The organism is Bombilactobacillus sp. ESL1187 (genome assembly GCF_058107155.1).
Genome location: NZ_JBYLTZ010000001.1, coordinates 505343 through 522397 on the forward strand (window position 1 = coordinate 505343; position 17055 = coordinate 522397).

16 protein-coding genes are annotated in these 17055 nt (G+C 39.6%); 4 read left to right on the plus strand and 12 right to left on the minus strand.

Going from position 1 to position 17055, the window contains the following annotated elements; all coding sequences use genetic code 11:
- Positions 1-62: 62 nt before the first annotated feature.
- From murA to AC3B5B_RS02695, 4 genes are all read right to left on the minus strand, one after another.
- Positions 63-1331: a UDP-N-acetylglucosamine 1-carboxyvinyltransferase gene (gene murA, locus AC3B5B_RS02680; RefSeq protein ID WP_489769215.1), complete on the minus strand. Its 1269-nt coding sequence runs from the start codon at positions 1329-1331 to the stop codon at positions 63-65.
- Between the two features lie 153 nt (positions 1332-1484).
- Positions 1485-3098 (minus strand): CTP synthase, encoded by a 1614-nt coding sequence (gene pyrG / locus AC3B5B_RS02685; protein ID WP_489757107.1) that lies wholly within the window; start codon positions 3096-3098, stop codon positions 1485-1487.
- Positions 3099-3336: 238 nt separating this feature from the next.
- Positions 3337-3879, minus strand: a complete 543-nt coding sequence (rpoE, locus tag AC3B5B_RS02690) for a DNA-directed RNA polymerase subunit delta (protein ID WP_489757703.1) — start codon at positions 3877-3879, stop codon at positions 3337-3339.
- A 287-nt stretch (positions 3880-4166) separates the two neighbouring features.
- The gene (locus AC3B5B_RS02695) at positions 4167-4601 is read right to left on the minus strand and encodes a YwiB family protein (protein WP_489757106.1); all 435 of its coding nucleotides are present in this window, start codon (positions 4599-4601) and stop codon (positions 4167-4169) included.
- Between the two features lie 65 nt (positions 4602-4666).
- On the opposite strand from AC3B5B_RS02695, the gene AC3B5B_RS02700 reads away from it, so the two are divergent.
- From AC3B5B_RS02700 to mscL, 3 genes are all read left to right on the plus strand, one after another.
- Entirely contained in the window at positions 4667-5485 is an 819-nt protein-coding gene (locus tag AC3B5B_RS02700; RefSeq protein ID WP_489769216.1) for a lipoate--protein ligase family protein, read from the plus strand.
- Positions 5478-6818, plus strand: a complete 1341-nt coding sequence (locus AC3B5B_RS02705; protein ID WP_489757104.1) for an HD domain-containing protein — start codon at positions 5478-5480, stop codon at positions 6816-6818. Before AC3B5B_RS02700 ends, AC3B5B_RS02705 begins: the two co-directional genes overlap by 8 nt.
- Before the next feature lie 142 nt (positions 6819-6960).
- The gene (gene mscL, locus AC3B5B_RS02710) at positions 6961-7335 is read left to right on the plus strand and encodes a large conductance mechanosensitive channel protein MscL (protein WP_489757103.1); all 375 of its coding nucleotides are present in this window, start codon (positions 6961-6963) and stop codon (positions 7333-7335) included.
- 208 nt (positions 7336-7543) lie between these two features.
- Here mscL and AC3B5B_RS02715 read toward each other — a convergent pair whose 3' ends face one another.
- From AC3B5B_RS02715 to purR, 3 genes are all read right to left on the minus strand, one after another.
- Entirely contained in the window at positions 7544-8518 is a 975-nt protein-coding gene (locus AC3B5B_RS02715) for a ribose-phosphate diphosphokinase (protein WP_489757102.1), read from the minus strand.
- Between the two features lie 26 nt (positions 8519-8544).
- Positions 8545-9936 carry a bifunctional UDP-N-acetylglucosamine diphosphorylase/glucosamine-1-phosphate N-acetyltransferase GlmU gene (gene glmU, locus AC3B5B_RS02720; RefSeq protein WP_489769217.1) on the minus strand — a complete coding sequence of 464 codons (1392 nt, stop codon included), beginning with the start codon at positions 9934-9936 and terminating at the stop codon, positions 8545-8547.
- 70 nt (positions 9937-10006) lie between these two features.
- The gene (purR, locus tag AC3B5B_RS02725; protein ID WP_489769218.1) at positions 10007-10852 is read right to left on the minus strand and encodes a pur operon repressor; all 846 of its coding nucleotides are present in this window, start codon (positions 10850-10852) and stop codon (positions 10007-10009) included.
- A gap of 324 nt (positions 10853-11176) precedes the next feature.
- Here purR and AC3B5B_RS02730 point away from each other — a divergent pair, with 324 nt between their 5' ends.
- Positions 11177-12091 carry an L-lactate dehydrogenase gene (locus tag AC3B5B_RS02730; protein ID WP_489769219.1) on the plus strand — a complete coding sequence of 305 codons (915 nt, stop codon included), beginning with the start codon at positions 11177-11179 and terminating at the stop codon, positions 12089-12091.
- Between the two features lie 165 nt (positions 12092-12256).
- Here AC3B5B_RS02730 and AC3B5B_RS02735 read toward each other — a convergent pair whose 3' ends face one another.
- The 5 genes from AC3B5B_RS02735 to metG all read right to left on the minus strand — a co-directional run bounded on the left by AC3B5B_RS02735 (position 12257) and on the right by metG (position 16806).
- On the minus strand, positions 12257-12490 hold the full coding sequence (locus AC3B5B_RS02735) for a Veg family protein (protein WP_489757098.1): 234 nt from the start codon (positions 12488-12490) through the stop codon (positions 12257-12259).
- Positions 12491-12565: 75 nt separating this feature from the next.
- Complete coding sequence (gene rsmA / locus AC3B5B_RS02740; RefSeq protein ID WP_489769220.1) at positions 12566-13453, minus strand: 16S rRNA (adenine(1518)-N(6)/adenine(1519)-N(6))-dimethyltransferase RsmA; 888 nt, start codon at positions 13451-13453, stop codon at positions 12566-12568.
- Entirely contained in the window at positions 13443-14015 is a 573-nt protein-coding gene (gene rnmV / locus AC3B5B_RS02745) for a ribonuclease M5 (protein WP_489757096.1), read from the minus strand. The genes rsmA and rnmV overlap by 11 nt, the downstream gene beginning before the upstream one ends.
- A complete protein-coding gene (locus tag AC3B5B_RS02750) occupies positions 14002-14781 on the minus strand; it encodes a TatD family hydrolase (protein WP_489769221.1) in 780 nt (259 codons plus the stop codon). Before AC3B5B_RS02750 ends, rnmV begins: the two co-directional genes overlap by 14 nt.
- 15 nt (positions 14782-14796) lie before the next feature.
- On the minus strand, positions 14797-16806 hold the full coding sequence (gene metG, locus AC3B5B_RS02755) for a methionine--tRNA ligase (RefSeq protein WP_489769222.1): 2010 nt from the start codon (positions 16804-16806) through the stop codon (positions 14797-14799).
- Positions 16807-17055: the final 249 nt, after the last annotated feature.

The window sequence follows — 17055 nt, forward strand, 5'->3', positions numbered from 1 at the left end:
GACTAACAACTTGTTATGATAGCACTAAACAAATAAGGACGCAACCAGCTGACTGTCCGATATTAAAATTCTTGTTTTCCATTATAGGAAACATCAGCGCGCAAATTGCGTAATTTCGTAATGATTCGGTCATAACCCCGCATGATATTTTCAGCTTGATGAATGACTGTCGTGCCTGAAGCCATCAGTCCCGCCACCATCAAACTAGCACCACCACGAATTTCTTCTGCAGTTACTTCAGCGCCAATTAAATCATCAGTATGCGTTACTTCAATTTTGCCTTCGACAACTTTAATATTCGCACCCATTTTGATTAATTCGGGGACGTGGCGTGTCCGCTTCGGATAAAGGGTATCAATAATCGTGCTTTTACTATCGGCACGGAACAATAAAGGAGTCAAGGGTTGTTGTAAATCAGTGGCAAAACCCGGATAAGGACTGGTCTTGATTTCCACCCCACTCAATTGACTGTTTGGATAGACAAAAATACTATCCTCGCGAACATCAATATGGACACCTAACTCTTGAACTTTAGCCAAAAAAGCATCTAAATGTTCCGCAATAATATTTTTGATTAAAATACCGTCACCCATTGACGCTGCAATGGATAAATAAGTTCCGGCTTCAATCCGATCGGGAATAATCGTGTGCGCATTAGTGGCGCGTAAACTTTGCACACCCGTAATACGAATAGTTTGTGTACCCACACCCCGAATTTTGGCACCCATATTATTCAAAAATGTTGCCAAATCAATGATTTCAGGCTCTTTAGCAGCATTTTCAATGACGGTCGTTCCCTGTGCTCTGACAGCAGCCAAAATAATATTAATAGTGGCTCCCACTGAAGCCATATCCAAGAAAATCCGGGCTCCATGTAAACCTTCAGGCGCTTCAACGACAATACAATGATCTTTTTCAGATACTTGCGCGCCTAAAGCCTTAAAGCCTTTAATATGTTGATCAATCGGTCGCGGACCAATATCATCCCCACCAGGAAAACCAACCACTGCCTTGCCAAATCGTCCTAATAAAGAACCAATAAAATAATAAGATGCACGTAAACTATTAACTTTACTATGTGATAAAGAAATCGGAAAAATCGCAGTTGGATCAACTTTTAAAACTTCATCTTTAAACTGTGATTTAACGCCCATTTCCTGTAATAGATCCATTAAGTTATAAACATCCCTAATTTGCGGTACAGAATCTAAAACGACCGGCGTATCTGACAAAATGGTCGCGGGAATAATTGCTACTGTACTATTTTTAGAGCCACCAATAGTGACTGATCCGGAAAGTCTTTTTCCCCCATGAATAACCATTTCTGCCATAATTTTCAATCCTTCTTTGTTAGTCGTTGCCTCAATAGATTATTATCATTATTTTATAATACACGAGATAGTGATGGTCAGTTATCAATAATAATAAATCCCACTATAAAATAATAATATAAACTGTACGCAAAGTACACCTATTATTGGTCTTTAAAAGTCTATTTCGGACAAGTTGCTAGCAGCTTTCATAAATTCTTTAAAAATTGGTTCTGGACGGTTCGGACGCGACAGAAATTCTGGATGATATTGTGTCCCCACAAAGAATTTATTCTTCGGCAATTCAATAATTTCTACTAAATGATTATCTGGCGAAACCCCAGACATAACTAAACCTTTATCTTGTAATAATTCTCGATAATCATTATTAAATTCATAACGATGACGATGACGCTCTTGAATCACACTTTGGCCGGCATAAGCCTGGGCTGTTAAGGTATTCGGTTTTAACTTGCAAGGATATAAACCTAATCGTAAAGTTCCACCGATATCTTCCACGTCTTTTTGATCTGCCATTAAATCAATGACTTTATGCGGCGCATTTTCGTCAACTTCACCGCTAGTAGCATCTTTAACCCCAGCCACATTACGAGCATATTCAATGCTAGCCATTTGCATACCCAAGCAAATTCCCAAAAATGGCAAGTCATTTTCACGGGCATACTGGATTGCTTGAATCATTCCTTCCAAACCACGGGTACCAAACCCACCAGGAACAATTAACCCATCGACACCTGCTAATTTTTCAGCAACATTATCTTTGGTTACTTCTTCCGCGCTAATCCGCACGACGTCAATATCGGTGTCAAAACAAAAGCCAGCATGTTTCAAAGCTTCATTAATGGAAATGTAAGCATCCTTTAAACCAACGTATTTACCCACCAAAGCAATTTTAGTCTGATGCTTCAAGTTCAATACCCGCTGTTCTAGCTTCTTCCATTCACTCATATCAGCTTGTGGGACATCTAAATGCAAGTAATCACAGACAATTTGGTCCAGATTTTGTTTTTGTAAATTCAAAGGTACTGAATAAAGTGTTGGTACATCCATTGATTCCACCACGGCTTCAGGATCAACATCGCAAAATGAAGCAATTTTATTGCGCATTCCTTGTGAAATTGGCTTTTCTGTCCGCACAACCAAAATATTAGGCTGAATACCCAAGCCCCGTAATTCCTTGACACTATGCTGTGTCGGCTTAGTTTTCATTTCATCAGCGGCGCGTAAATAAGGAACCAACGTTGTATGAATATAAACTACATTTTCCGAACCTACTTCGGATTTCATTTGGCGTAAAGCTTCTAAATAAGGTAAAGATTCAATATCGCCGACTGTGCCCCCAACCTCTGTAATGATCACATCTGAATCCGTGGTTGTAGCAGCCCGCATAATCTTTTCTTTAATCATATTCGTTACGTGTGGAATCACTTGGACAGTAGCCCCATTGTACTCACCTTTACGTTCTTTGCGTAGAATTTCGGCGTACAATTTTCCAGTTGTGACGTTGGAATATTTGTTCAAATCATTATCAATGAAGCGTTCATAGTGACCTAAATCCAAATCAGTTTCCGCACCATCATCTGTGACAAAAACTTCTCCGTGTTGATATGGACTCATCGTTCCTGGATCAACGTTGAGATACGGGTCAAACTTTTGTAAAGTCACCTTCAAGCCACGATTTTTTAGCAAACGTCCCAAAGATGAAGCGACGATCCCTTTGCCTAAAGACGAAACAACACCACCAGTGACAAAAATATATTTGGTCATTCAATTTACTCCTTTGAAAATTAATTGAGGGAAAGATTAATGATTTAAACCTTAAACGAAAGCCAGAAACAAAAGCAGAAGTCTCTTTGTCAATCAGCTTCCATTCAAAACTAAAAAAGCTCCCTATTCTATAAGAACAGAGAGCCTTTATTGCACATTGTAAAGTGCCCAAGCGGTATTTTACAATGAATTAAATATCTTGTCAAATTAGATTTAGGCTATGTTATAATGACTGTGCTTATTCAGCATCAGAATCATCGTCATCGTCTTCATCAGAAAACTCACTCAGATCGCCTTCAATACCATCCTGCAAATCATCAGTCGGATCGTCATCGATGTCACTATCATCCGTATTGCCAAAAGTTAGATCTTGATGTGAAAACTTCGATAAATCTGGCGTGTGATCATTAGAGTCTTCCTCGTCATCATCACCTGTGTCGACGGTATCGTCATCATAGTCAATGACATCATCGTCATCGTCTTCATCATCCAAGAAAGCGTTAACGCGTTTTAACGTCGGTGCTTTAACATTATCTGCATCTTCAGGATGGTTGACTTCTTCATCAACAGAATCATAAGGATACCACGTACGTAGTCCCCAGACATTTTCACCTAAAGAAATAAAGCCGCCGTCATCATTTAAATCTGTATAAAATTGCGGTAACCGTTCACGAATCTCGCTATCACTTTTACCCATGAATTGCTGGATTTCATTCACAATATCCGCAAAGGGGAGCACTGAGCCTTTTTGTTCCAAGATTGCGTGCGCTACTTCGATCATGGACAAATCTTTTTTGTCTTCGCCATCGAATTGTTTGAGTTCTAAAGCCAACTACGTACACGTCCTTTCAACGTGGATGGAACCAAAAGAGGATGTTTATAATTGAGACAATTAAAAACACCGCTTGTCAATAACGTTTCAAAAAGTCCTGAACTACCTCTTCATTCCTGCCAATTGCACCAGGAAGGTCCAAAACTTCAAACGACTATCTGTTATAGAATGCTCAACTCGTGAGCAACTTTGGTTCCAACCTCTTTCAACAGTCTAGTTCTAATATTACAGATTACTTAACTAAAAATCAATTGTAACTTGTAATCTCCCACCAAATTAGTTCCTGAATGCAGTGAATAATCTAAGTGCACACTACCCGATAACGGCATTTTCGACACTGCCACTTGCAACTGGTTAGTATGTGATACTAACGGAATTTGACCATACTCTGTCATATAATTAAAAGCTTGATCATTTTGTTGGTCGAACATCATATTCGTGGTTAAGTGTTCACCCGTTTGGCGCTTAATCGTGATTTGATTATTGGTGGCAATTTTAACAATCACCTTAATATTTTCTTGTTCTTTTGGTGATTCCTGGTAACGAATATATAGTTTATCACCCATAATCACCGCTTGTCCGGTTTGATCAACCCGATAATTATGAACTTGCCCTTCTTGTATAACCTGCGTTTTTAATTGCACTTGAATATCTTGAGCAGTTCGTTCCACATTATTCACCTCGTTTTATTTGACTGTACTTATTATAAGCTATTTATTAAATTGTGAGGAAAATTATGCTAGAAAAAAAATTATTAATTTATGATGTCAATTATCAAACACCGACGCAAATTCAAACTATTTTTCCAGAGACTGATTATCTCTTAGATTACTGCCAAACAATTCAGCAGCCCTTGCTCCAATTTTGGCAAACTAGTCCGACAGTGATTTGTGGTTTACGCGATAAACATTTGGATCATTTTGCGAATGGTTTGCGTTACTTAAATCAACAAAATTATCACTTAATCATTCGCAACTCTGGTGGTTTAGCAGTTGTGAGCGATCCTGGTGTCTTAAATATTAGTTTACTATTGCCCAAGGCAGAGAAATTCTCAATTGATCAAGGCTATGAATTAATGTTGGACTTAATTCAAGGTTGCTTGCCAAACATCAACCTAACACATTACGAGGTTAAAAATTCTTACTGTCCAGGTAATTTTGATTTAGTCATTAATCATCAAAAATTTGCCGGCATTGCTCAACGGCGCCAACACCAAAGTTTAGCCATTATGGCCTATATTTCAATCAACGGTGACCAGTTCAAGCGTGGGCAAATTATTCAGCAATTTTATCAATTAGCTAATCAAGAACACAACGATGCTTATCCAGATGTTGATCCACAGACAATGAACACATTAGCAGCTTTGACAGCTAACGAGCTGAGTGTCATGCAGTTTAAACACCAATTGTTGCAAGTTTGTCAACAACAATTTACAATTTCAGATATTACTCCCGCCCAGCTGCAACAATTGCCAAATTATACTGCTACTATGAATGCCAAATTAGAACAACAACAACGTTTAAATCGTATCATCAAGGAGAGTCTACATGAATAAAATTGATTTTTTACCCCGCGAAAAAGTTTTACGCGATCCAGTTCATAACTATATTCACGTCCCCTATCGCATTATTTTAGATTTAATCAATACCCCAGAATTTCAACGCTTGCGCCGTGTCAAACAATTAGGAACCACCTCATTTACTTTTCATGGTGCCGAACATTCACGCTTCACACATTGCGTTGGCGTTTACGAAGTTACGCGTTTAATTTGTGATTCTTTTCAACAAAATTATCCCACCCAACATCCTGGGGATGGTTTATGGGATGATCATGAACGCCTAGTGGCTTTATGTGCTGCTTTATTGCATGATATCGGACACGGACCTTATTCTCACACATTTGAACATATCTTTCATACTGATCACGAACAATGGACCCAACAGATTATTACTTCGCCACAAACTCAGGTTAATCAAGTCTTGCGTCAAGTTAGTCCGGAATTTCCCGCACAAGTTGCCAGCGTAATTGCCAAAACCTACCCCAACGCTCAGGTGGTCCAAATGATTTCTAGTCAAATTGATGCTGACCGCATGGATTACTTATTGCGGGATGCTTACTTTACTGGTACCCAATATGGCATGTTTGATTTAACGCGCATTATGCGGGTCATTCGTCCTTACCAAAACGGAATTGCCTTTGACATTGGGGGCATGCACGCCATTGAAGATTACATTGTCTCGCGTTTTCAGATGTATCAACAAGTTTATTTTCACCCGGTTTCTCGGGGGATGGAAGTCGTGCTGACTAAATTGTTACACCGAGCTAAATTTCTCTATGAGAATAACCAACTCGTTGGTTTAGAAACGCCCAGTTTACTCATTCCATTCTTTGAAAATCAGATAAGCGTTCAAGATTATGTCCGCTTAGATGACGATGCTCTCAACACCTACTTTAATTTATGGCGGGAGCACCCGGATGCTATTTTACGGAATTTAGCGCACCACTTTCTCGATCGGATTCCTTTTAAATCAATTACCTTTACCGAACAACAAACACCATTAATTGCCAAAATGCAAGCTCTCGTTGAAGCGGCTGGTTTTGATCCTAACTTTTATACTGCGGTTAACAACAGTTTTGATTTGCCCTATGATTTATATGACCCGTCTTCTAAAGAACCCAAAACTCAGATTGAATTAATGCAGCCTGATGGCACTTTACAAGAACTCTCAACAGTCAGTCCCATTGTCAAGGCGCTCAGCGGTCGTGTCAGTGGCGATCATCGGTTTTATTTTCCTAAAGAAATGCTCGCTGATCCGCAAAGTTCCACCTTTAAAGCCGCATTAAGCGAATTTCAAAGTCATATTCGTAACAATTCTTTGCAAGATTAGCTATGATTAAGAAGAGGGTTTACTTAACAAAAAGTTGGGATCATAAAGACGGTTTGCTATTCAAAAACCACTTCAATACGCTCATCTCAACTTTGAATTATTAGTTGTGACCCTACTTTTGGCAAAGAGGAGTTTGGTGTTCATGTTAAAAGAATTTAAAGAATTTATTGCACGCGGTAGTGTCGTGGACTTAGCCGTAGGGGTAATTGTGGGCGGAGCTTTCAATAAAATTGTCAGCGCCTTAACTAAATACATCCTGAATCCTTTTATTGGATTGTTTTTAGGAAAAATTGATTTATCGTCTATCAAATTGGGAATGTTTCGCGTGGGTGATTTTTTAAATGCAGTCATTGAATTCTTGATTATTTCCTTTGTCGTTTTTTTAATTGTCAAAGGATTAAACGCGTTAGAAAAACCACACGCTCAAGCAGAACCAGAACAGCCGAGTAATGATGCATTATCAGTCCAGTACTTACAAGAAATTCGTGATCTTTTACAAAAGCAAAATCATTCTTAAACTAAATAAGTGATAACATTTAAAAAGCTATGGCAACAGTTGTTTCTTGAGTAATCAAGAACAAACCGTGGTCATAGCTTTTTTGTTACCAACATTATGTCAAAAGAACTGGAATTCAGATATTTATTCCAGTTAAACTACTATTCTAGAAAAGTAAAGCACGTAGCTACCTTAATTAATACCTTGTTCCCCAGCCTTAGGTTAATGACTAGTGTCGTTTAAATCTAGTTTTAAATAATGGACTAACTGGCGCATTGTCATAAATCCGCTTAATGGCTTCACCCATCAATGGTGCCACCGAAATTTGGACCATTTTATCAATTTTCTTTTCTTCAGGCAATTGAATAGAGTCCGTTACAATCACTTGCTTAATTGGTGACTCTTCTAAACGACTAATTGCCGGACCTGACAACACTGCATGTGTACAAGAAGCGTAGACTTCCTTCGCACCCGCATTCATTAACGCTTGGGCCGCTAACGAAATTGTTCCGGCCGTATCGATCATATCATCAATAATGATACACCGTTTGTCTTTCACATCACCGATGATATTCATCACTTCGGATACATTTGGTCGCGGACGGCGCTTATCAATAATCGCAATCGGTGCTTTTAAAAATTCGGCTAATTTCCGAGCCCGCACTACACCACCATGATCGGGTGAAACCACGACAGCATCTTGATCAAGACCCTTTTCTAAGAAATAGTCAGCTAATAATGGTGCCCCCATTAAATGATCAACAGGAATATCAAAAAAGCCTTGAATTTGGACGGCATGTAAATCTAAAGCTAAGATCCGATCAGCCCCCGCAGTTTGTAACATATTAGCCACCAATTTAGAGGTAATTGGTTCTCGCGCCCGCGCTTTGCGATCTTGACGGGCATAGCCATAATAAGGAATGACCACATTAATCATCGCTGCTGAAGCGCGGCGTAAAGCATCAATCATGATTAATAATTCCATCAAATTATCATTGACTGGTGCGGAGGTTGATTGAATAATAAAAATTTCAGAACCTCGGATACTTTCTTCAATATTAATTTGAATTTCTCCATCACTGAAACGTTTGACCGAAGACTTACCTAATGGTACTCCGACTTCTTTAGCAATCTTTTCTGCTAAAGGTTTATTAGAATTCAACGCAAAGATTTTCATGGGACTATTAGCTCTCAGTGTAGACATTATTTTCTCAACTTTCTTTTAATCAATTAATCATTCCAACTTTGATCATCAGCTACTGGCAAATGCGACCAGTAATTAGCCTTATTAACTTGCCGAGCACGCCCTAAAGCTAAATCGTGATAGGCCACGTCCTTGGTAATCGTGGAACCAGCAGCGATAAACGCATGATCGGCCACCTTTAATGGTGCCACTAAATTCGAATTACTACCAATGAAGGCATGATCGCCTACCTCAGTGGACCATTTCTGGACACCATCATAGTTTACGAAAACCACGCCACAACCAATGTTAACATCACTGCCAACAGTGGCATCGCCTAAATAACTCAGATGCCCCATCTTAGAGCGGGCCCCCAAAGTTGCCTTTTTGACTTCACAAAAATTACCAACATGCGCTTGTTGACCAATATGTGCTTGGGGTCTGAGATGCGAATGTGGTCCAATATCACTCTGATCTGCCATCGTTGCTTCTTGCAAAGTAGAACTAGTAATTGTTACGCCATCACCAATCGTTGAATCAACAATTCTGGAGCCGCTCGTAATATAGCAGTTTTGACCAATCTTCGTCTGGCCTTTGATGACTACACCGCCTTCAATGGTCGTATCCGGACCAATTTGGACATCAACATCAATCGCAGTTTGTTCAGGAGCTGTCAGCGTCACTCCCGAACGCATTAATTTTTGGTTAATCCGCAGCTGCATTAACTTAGTAGCTTGGGCCAATGCCACGCGATCATTAACGCCTAAAGACTCTGAAAAATCAGCCATCTGGTACGCTAACACCCGCTTGTGATCAGCTTGCATCATCCCAATAACGTCTGGCAAATAATATTCACCTTGAGCATTATCATTATTCACTTGATGCAAATAAGTAAATAATTGTTGGTTATCAAAACAATAAACACCAGTATTAATCTCTTGTACTTTTTGTTCCGTAACCGTTGCATCTTTTTGTTCTACAATCCGTAAAACTTGATCATTTTGATCCCGAATTACCCGACCATAACCAAAAGGATCCGGGGCTTGGGCCGTTAACACTGTGGCCCCAGCTTGATTTTGTTCATGAAAAGCAAACAACTTTTCTAAAGTAGCAGCAGTAAATAAAGGTGTATCACCACTAATAATTAAGGTTGTTCCTTTTTTAGTTCCCAATAATTCCTCAGCTTGCAAAACTGCATGAGCAGTGCCTAACTGTTCTTTTTGCAAAGCATAAGATGTACGTTCTTGTAATAGTTCTTGAACTTGTTGAGAACCAAAACCCACGACCGTGACAATCTGGCTGGGATGAATTTGCTCGACTTGTGTTAGCACATGGTCGACCATGGCCCGTCCACAAACTGGATGCAACACTTTATAAAGTTGGGACTTCATTCTTGTGCCCTTACCAGCAGCCAAAATTACCGTAAAACGTTCAGACATGAAAATTCCTTCACTTCACTAAATTTATAAATCTTTACCTATACAATCATACATTATTGTTTTAGAGCACTCAATCTTTTGTTTCAAAGCGACTGAAGTCCGTTCGTTCTAAATAGTTGCCTAACGAAATTTGCACTTGTTGATCTTGATGTGCTAACGGTTGAATTTGGAATAAGGAAGTTGCCTGTGTCTTAACCGTAGTTGGTTCTCGAACTTCAACTAAAACAGTTACTCCGATCAACTGACCGGAAAATTCTTGAATCAAATTTTCCATGCCTAACACCGTTCCGCCACCCTTCATAAAATCATCAACCGCCAAGACTTTCGATCCTGCCGCTAAGCTACGTTTTGATAATTCCATTTTCTCCACATAATCGGAGGAACCAGCTGTGTAGTTAACGCTTAAAGTCGGGCCTTCTGTAATCTTGGACTCGCGGCGAACAATCACAAACGGCACATTTAAGTATTCAGCAACACTTTGGGCAATCGGAATGCCCTTGGTGGCCATCGTCATAATGGCATCAATGTCTTGCTTCGCATACTGCGTCGCAATTAATTGACCTATTTTATCCAAAATTGTCGGATTCCCCAAGAGATCTGACAAATATAAATAGCCGCCAGGTAAAATCCGCTGGGCATCAGCTAACTGCTCTTTTAATTCTGTTAAATATTTTTGAGCTGTCGCTTGATCAATTCCGGGTGTAAAAATAACTCCACCACCGGCTCCCGGCACTGTTTCTACTAAGCCGATATGTGCGTGCAAAAAGGCTTGCTTAATAATCGTCATATCTTCGCTCAAGGAAGATTTGGCCGAATGATACCTTTGCGCAAAAAAAGTCAGCGGAACTAACTGATATGGTCGTTGCTCTAAATAATGCGTAATATCAATTAAACGTTCACTACGACGAATTTTCATGAAATATTACCTACTTAAATTCTATTTTTATTAATATTATACCGAGAAACCGAACATTTTGAAACAAAGTACATTTTAGCAGACACCAATGATTCATCTCTTGATAAAAATTTGGCACAACTTTACCAAATTAATTACCAATAATTATTGCCAAACATCTATAATGGAAAAGGTGGGTGTAACCGATCACAAGTATTGCTAAAGCACCAGCTTGTCATCCCCCACTTCAATCTGATAGTGCTTAGGTACCTGCTCTTTGGCGCAACTTATTAAAATTTTGCCTAGTACTCAATCATCTATCTAATTCAAAAGGAGTAATTTATTATGTCAGTGAAAATTGGAATTATCGGTGATGGTCATGTTGGTGACACTCTAGCGCATCATTTAGTGATTACTGGCTTAGTTAATGATTTAGTCTTAATTGATACAAATGAAGCTAAAGTTAACGCGGATAAAATAGATTTTGAAGATTCCATGGCTAACCTTGACCATCATGTGAATATCACGGTTAATGACTATGCCGCTTTAAAAGATGCTCAAATCATTGTCAGCACCTTAGGAAAGATTTCATTGACCGCCAAAGGTGATCGCTTTGCAGAATTAAAGTACAATAAAGAACAATTGCAACCAATCACCGATGCTATTAAAAACAGTGGCTTTGACGGGATTTTAATTGTCATTTCTAATCCTGTTGATGCAGTAACCAGTTTATACCAAGAATTAACTGGTTTGCCTAAAAAGCACGTGCTGGGCACCGGCACACTATTAGACACTGCGCGCATGAAAAAAGTCGTGGCCCAAAAGTTCGATGTTGATCCCCGTTCTGTTCAAGGGTTCACCTTAGGTGAGCATGGCAATTCTCAATTTACAGCTTGGTCAACTGTCAAAGTTTTAGAACAACCGATTGTTGACTTAGCTCAAAATGCCCCTTGGAAATTGGCTGACCTTAATGAGACCATTAAATTCGGTGGTGCGACTGTTTTCCAGGGTAAGCATTATACTAATTATGGCGTCACAGCGGCAGCGATTCGTCTTATTAAAACCATTTTAAGTGATGCCAAAAGTGAATTACCTATTTCTAGTTATCAAGACAAATATCACACTTACATGTCATATCCGGCGATTGTGGGGCGCGATGGCGTAATCAAAACCATTGAGCTGCAACTTACTCCCCAAGAGCAAGCACAATTAGAAAGTTCCGCGGCAACTATTCGCGAGAAATCACAGGGTGCCAACTGACCAATAATTCGATCAGATCACAAAATTTACTCAAATAATGTTCGTACAACTGGAAAAAGTTGACGGGCATTTTTTATTTTTTATAACATAAGACCAGTGTTATCGGCAAAAACTGGCATGTATTACTGTAAAAAAAGCATAAAAAAAGATTGTCCTCAAGACAATCTAATCAAATGACAATTCAATTGATTTAGTCAACAAATCAGCATAACTATAAGAAACACGTTCAAATGAATTTTCTGTTGGATCCAAATCAACTACAAAAACAGAATGAAATGTTTCAGCTAACTTGCCGTGGCGGCGAGTAACTTTTTTACGTCCAACTTGGGCAACAACTGTAATTCCTTCGCCCAAGTGATTATCCAATGTACGTTTAATAGAATCAAATGTTATTGGCATTAACTCAACCCCTTTAGCACAAATTCTACCATTAAACAATGAAAATTTCAATTTTTTAGCTAAAAAACAGCACTTTTAGGCAAATTGTTGTTTTAGCTGTTGTGTTAATTGCTCCAATTGTTCAATCGTTAACTGTTCGGCTCGCACTTGATGTTGCCAATTCAAGTTGGTAAACACCGTTTCTAGTTTTTGCTTATTAACCGGCGATTTACCCACTAATACTAACAAATTATTCCACAAATTCTTACGTTTTTGCTGAAAAGCTGCTTTCACAACTCGTTCAAACCAAACTTCATCATCAATTTGGTAATCAGGACGTTGTGCTAAATCTAAACTAACCACAGCGGAATCCACCTTTGGTTGGGGCACAAAAGCTTTTTTATCAACCAGTTGTTCAATTTTCACGGTCGCTTTAGTCTGGACATTAACACTTAATTCACCAAACTCACGGTGTCCTGGAGTCGCAGTAATTCTTTGAGCAACTTCTTTTTGCATCATCAAAACTAAACGCTGCAAAGTCACTGGCGCTTGCAATAATTTCCATAAAATAGGCGTCGTAATATAGTACGGTAAATTAGCAACTACCTTCAAGTTAGCTTGCGTTAAATGTTCGGTTTGCACAAATTTAGCTAAATCAACTTGCAAAAAATCAGCTTGGATAATTGTTAAATTATGATAATCCGCCAAATTTTCCTGCAACAGCGTAATCAAATCCGCATCTAACTCAAACGCATAAACATGCTGCGCCACTTTCGCCAATTGTTGCGTGAGCGCCCCAATTCCCGGACCAATTTCTAAAACCACATCCCCCGGCGTAATCTGAGCACTGGCCACAATTTGATCAATTACCGTAGGCTCTTGTAAAAAATTTTGTCCTAAACTTTTTTTAGCATGAATTTGATACTGATTTAAAATTGCTTGTGTCCGTAATGGATCAGCAATATCATACTTTTCAACTACCATGAATACTCCCTTGAACCTTTTGCACCGCTTGCGCTAACTGCTGGGGTGTAATTTGTAACATTGTTAACCGCCGTAAAAATTGTTTAGCATTGGCGTAACCAATATGCAACTCATCACCAACCAACTCACGTAAATGTCTGGACTCTTTAGCGCCAATCAAATGCCAATCTAATAAGTCCTGTTGCGTAATTAAATTAGTTGCAGCTTGATCGGTGGTAAAGACGGATTGCAACGCCTGTTTAATAACCTGGGCATTCGCATGTTCCAAGCCTAAACTCCCGTGACGATTAGCAGGGACACTATCTTGCCGGCGTAAAAAAGCTTGCTTGACACCGGGAACTTGTTCCACGATTTTTCGGCGAATACGTTCACCATTAAAATCGGGATCGGTAATCACGATCACGCCCCGCTTGGCCTGCGCTTGCTGAATCAACTTAATCGTCTCATCATTAATTGCCGAGCCATTGGTTTCAATCGTATCAATCGCGTTACCAAAAACTTGTTGAAGGCGGGCCGTATCGTCACGCCCTTCCACAACAATGACTTCTTTAATTTTTTCCATTTAAATCATAAACCTCATGTGCATTTTGATATGTTTGCGCCGCAATGGTTGCCACACTTTCTTGCCGGCACTTGGCCACGGCTTCAACCACAAAACGACTAAAAGCTGGTTGATTCATTTCTCCGCGGTGCGGTTCCGGCGTCAAATATGGCGCATCGGTTTCAACCAAGAGACGCTCCAGTGGCGTTTGTATCGCTGCGGCTCGTACTTCAGGCGCATTCTTAAAAGAAACCACACCACTATAAGAAATATAACACCCCAAAGCCAAAAATTTATCCAACCAAGCTAAACTGCCATTGAAGCTATGCATAATCACACCATGTGCGGGCCAATGCTGTTTTAAAATCGCATAGGTATCCTCCAGCGCATCCCGCGTATGAATGCTGACTGGCAAGTGTAATTGCTGAGCCAATTGCAATTGTTGAATAAAAACCGCTTGTTGAATTGTCGGAGCCGGATTTTGCTCCCAATGATAATCTAAGCCAATTTCACCAATCGCAATGGCACGTGGGTCTTGCAGCTGCTGTAGTAATTTTTTTTGCGCGGCAGCATCAAAATGAGCACTATCTTCAGGATGCCAGCCAATCACTGCAAAAAGTTGGGGGTAACTTTGGGCCAATTGCAAAGCTCGTGCATTTAGCTGCGTGTTCGAGCCCACAATCGCCATTTCTACCACATCCAAGTCTTGAGCTTGCTGTAAAAAAGCAGGCGTTTGCCCCCAAAAAGGATCATCATTTAGATGCGTATGGGAATCAAATATTTTCAAATTATAACCTCATTATTATTCAACACTGGAACCATTAACTAAGTTAGCTGGAACTGTTACTAACTGTACCTGTCCAGCATGTTCAGCAGAAAGTAGCATGCCTTGGCTCAGTTCTCCACGCATTTTCCGTGGTTTCAAGTTAGTAATTGCTAAAACCTTTTGATGGACTAATTGTTGTGGTTCTGGATAAAATTCGGCAATTCCTGAAATAATTTGCCGTGTTTGACCACTGCCATCATCTAATTGAAATTGGAGTAAGCGATCAGCGTCCTTAACTTTTTGGACAGCCAAAATTTCCACTACTTGGACTTGAACTTTGTTAAAGTCATCAATTTGAATCTCAGATTTAGTTTGGGCTTGTTTCTTCTTAGCGGCAGCAGATTTAGTCACTTTCAACGTCCCACTAGCTTGCGCTTTTTGCTGTTCTTGACGCATTGTATCTTTGATATAAGCAACTTCTTCATCATAATCTAACCGTGGAAAAATTGGGGTTGGTTTAGCCACTACTTGACTCTTCGGCAAATGGCCAAATTCAATCTCATTATCCTGTTTCCAATTAAAGCCCAGTTGTGCAAAGATTTTTTGGGGCGCATGGGTCATTACGGGACTGATTAAAATGGCAATAATCCGTAAAGCTTCAGCTAAATGCGCCATCACATTGTCTAAAGTCGCTTTTTGCGCAGGATCTTTGGCTAAAACCCAAGGCTGGGTTTGATCAATGTACTTATTAGTCCGCGAAATCAAAGTCCAGGTAATATCTAAGGCCGTCGAAAATTCAAATTGATCCATGGCTTGATTATAATCGGCAATAGTTTTAGCCACTACTTGCTCTAAATCTTGATCAACGGCGGTTTGACCCAGCACTAAATCAGGAATTTGTCCCGCACAATATTTATTAATCATTGACACGGTACGATTTAATAAATTACCTAAATCGTTAGCCAAATCATAATTAATGCGGTGTACAAAGTCTTCGGGTGTGAACACTCCATCACTACCAAACGGAATGGCGCGCATTAAATAATACCGCAAAGCATCTAAACCATAGCGTTCCACTAACATTTCGGGATAGACGACGTTGCCACGAGACTTAGACATCTTGCCATCTTTCATTAATAACCAACCATGACCAAAAACTTGTTTAGGTAATGGTAAGTCCAAAGCCATCAAAATAATTGGCCAATAAATGGTATGAAAACGAACGATTTCTTTACCGACAAAATGCACATCAGCTGGCCAGTAGCGATCAAATAAAGTTTGATCAGCCGTACCGTAGCCTAAAGCTGTAATATAGTTTAAGAGCGCGTCAATCCAGACATAAACCACATGCTTAGGGTCGCTCGGGATCGGTATACCCCAATGAAAACTCGTCCGGGAAATAGCCAAATCTTCTAGCCCAGGCTTAATGAAGTTATTAATCATTTCATTTTTACGGCTATCCGGTTGGATAAAGTCCGGATGATCCTCATAATATTGTAGTAAACGATCAGCATACTTACTCATCTTAAAGAAATATGACGGTTCTTTGACTAACTGGACTTCATGACCACTCGGTGCTTTACCACCAATAACTTGACCCTTTTCATCACGATAGACCTCGGCTAACTGTGATTCAGTAAAATACTCTTCATCATCGACGGAATACCAGCCAATGTATTCACCTAAGTAGACATCGCCACTGTCAATTAATTTTTGAACAATTTGTTGGACTGCAGCCACGTGTTGCTGATCAGTAGTCCGAATAAATTTGTCGTTGGAAATCTCGAGTAATTGCCATAATTTTTTAATACCTACCGCCATTTCGTCCACGTAAGCTTGCGGCTGCATGTGCTTAGCTTCAGCTTTTTGCTCAATCTTGAGCCCATGTTCGTCGGTGCCAGTTAGAAAGAACACGTCAAAGCCCTGGGAACGTTTATAACGTGCTAAGGTATCCGCGGCAACAGTCGTGTAAGAATTGCCAATCGTTAACTTCCCTGATGGATAATAAATTGGTGTTGTAATATAAAATGTTGGTCGTTGTGCCATTGATCTGCCCCATTTCTTCTAAATGATTACTAAATTGCTTAAATAATTAACATGATTATCTGGATTTAAAAAACGACTGTGAACGTAACGCTCAAACATTGAGATTGACAGATAACTATCCTTTATTGAGAACAAAACGAGCATTAAATCCGTAGTACATTTCAAAAGTTCACCATTGTACTTTCCAGCATTTACTCTGCAAAACCCATTTGACCTTTAAAATGTACTCTGGTTAATACTCTCCTGCTC

Coding starts and splice junctions, on each gene's coding strand:
- rsmA (WP_489769220.1), bottom strand. CDS start 13,453: ATGGTAGTTGAAAAGTATGATATTGCTGATCCATTACGGACACAAGCA.
- rpoE (WP_489757703.1), bottom strand. CDS start 3,879: ATGATCGAAGTAGCGCACGCAATCTTGGAACAAAAAGGCTCAGTGCTC.
- AC3B5B_RS02700 (WP_489769216.1), top strand. CDS start 4,667: ATGCTAGAAAAAAAATTATTAATTTATGATGTCAATTATCAAACACCG.
- rnmV (WP_489757096.1), bottom strand. CDS start 14,015: ATGGAAAAAATTAAAGAAGTCATTGTTGTGGAAGGGCGTGACGATACG.
- purR (WP_489769218.1), bottom strand. CDS start 10,852: ATGAAAATTCGTCGTAGTGAACGTTTAATTGATATTACGCATTATTTA.
- murA (WP_489769215.1), bottom strand. CDS start 1,331: ATGGCAGAAATGGTTATTCATGGGGGAAAAAGACTTTCCGGATCAGTC.
- AC3B5B_RS02705 (WP_489757104.1), top strand. CDS start 5,478: ATGAATAAAATTGATTTTTTACCCCGCGAAAAAGTTTTACGCGATCCA.
- AC3B5B_RS02730 (WP_489769219.1), top strand. CDS start 11,177: ATGTCAGTGAAAATTGGAATTATCGGTGATGGTCATGTTGGTGACACT.
- mscL (WP_489757103.1), top strand. CDS start 6,961: ATGTTAAAAGAATTTAAAGAATTTATTGCACGCGGTAGTGTCGTGGAC.
- metG (WP_489769222.1), bottom strand. CDS start 16,806: ATGGCACAACGACCAACATTTTATATTACAACACCAATTTATTATCCA.
- AC3B5B_RS02735 (WP_489757098.1), bottom strand. CDS start 12,490: ATGCCAATAACATTTGATTCTATTAAACGTACATTGGATAATCACTTG.
- AC3B5B_RS02715 (WP_489757102.1), bottom strand. CDS start 8,518: ATGTCTACACTGAGAGCTAATAGTCCCATGAAAATCTTTGCGTTGAAT.
- glmU (WP_489769217.1), bottom strand. CDS start 9,936: ATGTCTGAACGTTTTACGGTAATTTTGGCTGCTGGTAAGGGCACAAGA.
- pyrG (WP_489757107.1), bottom strand. CDS start 3,098: ATGACCAAATATATTTTTGTCACTGGTGGTGTTGTTTCGTCTTTAGGC.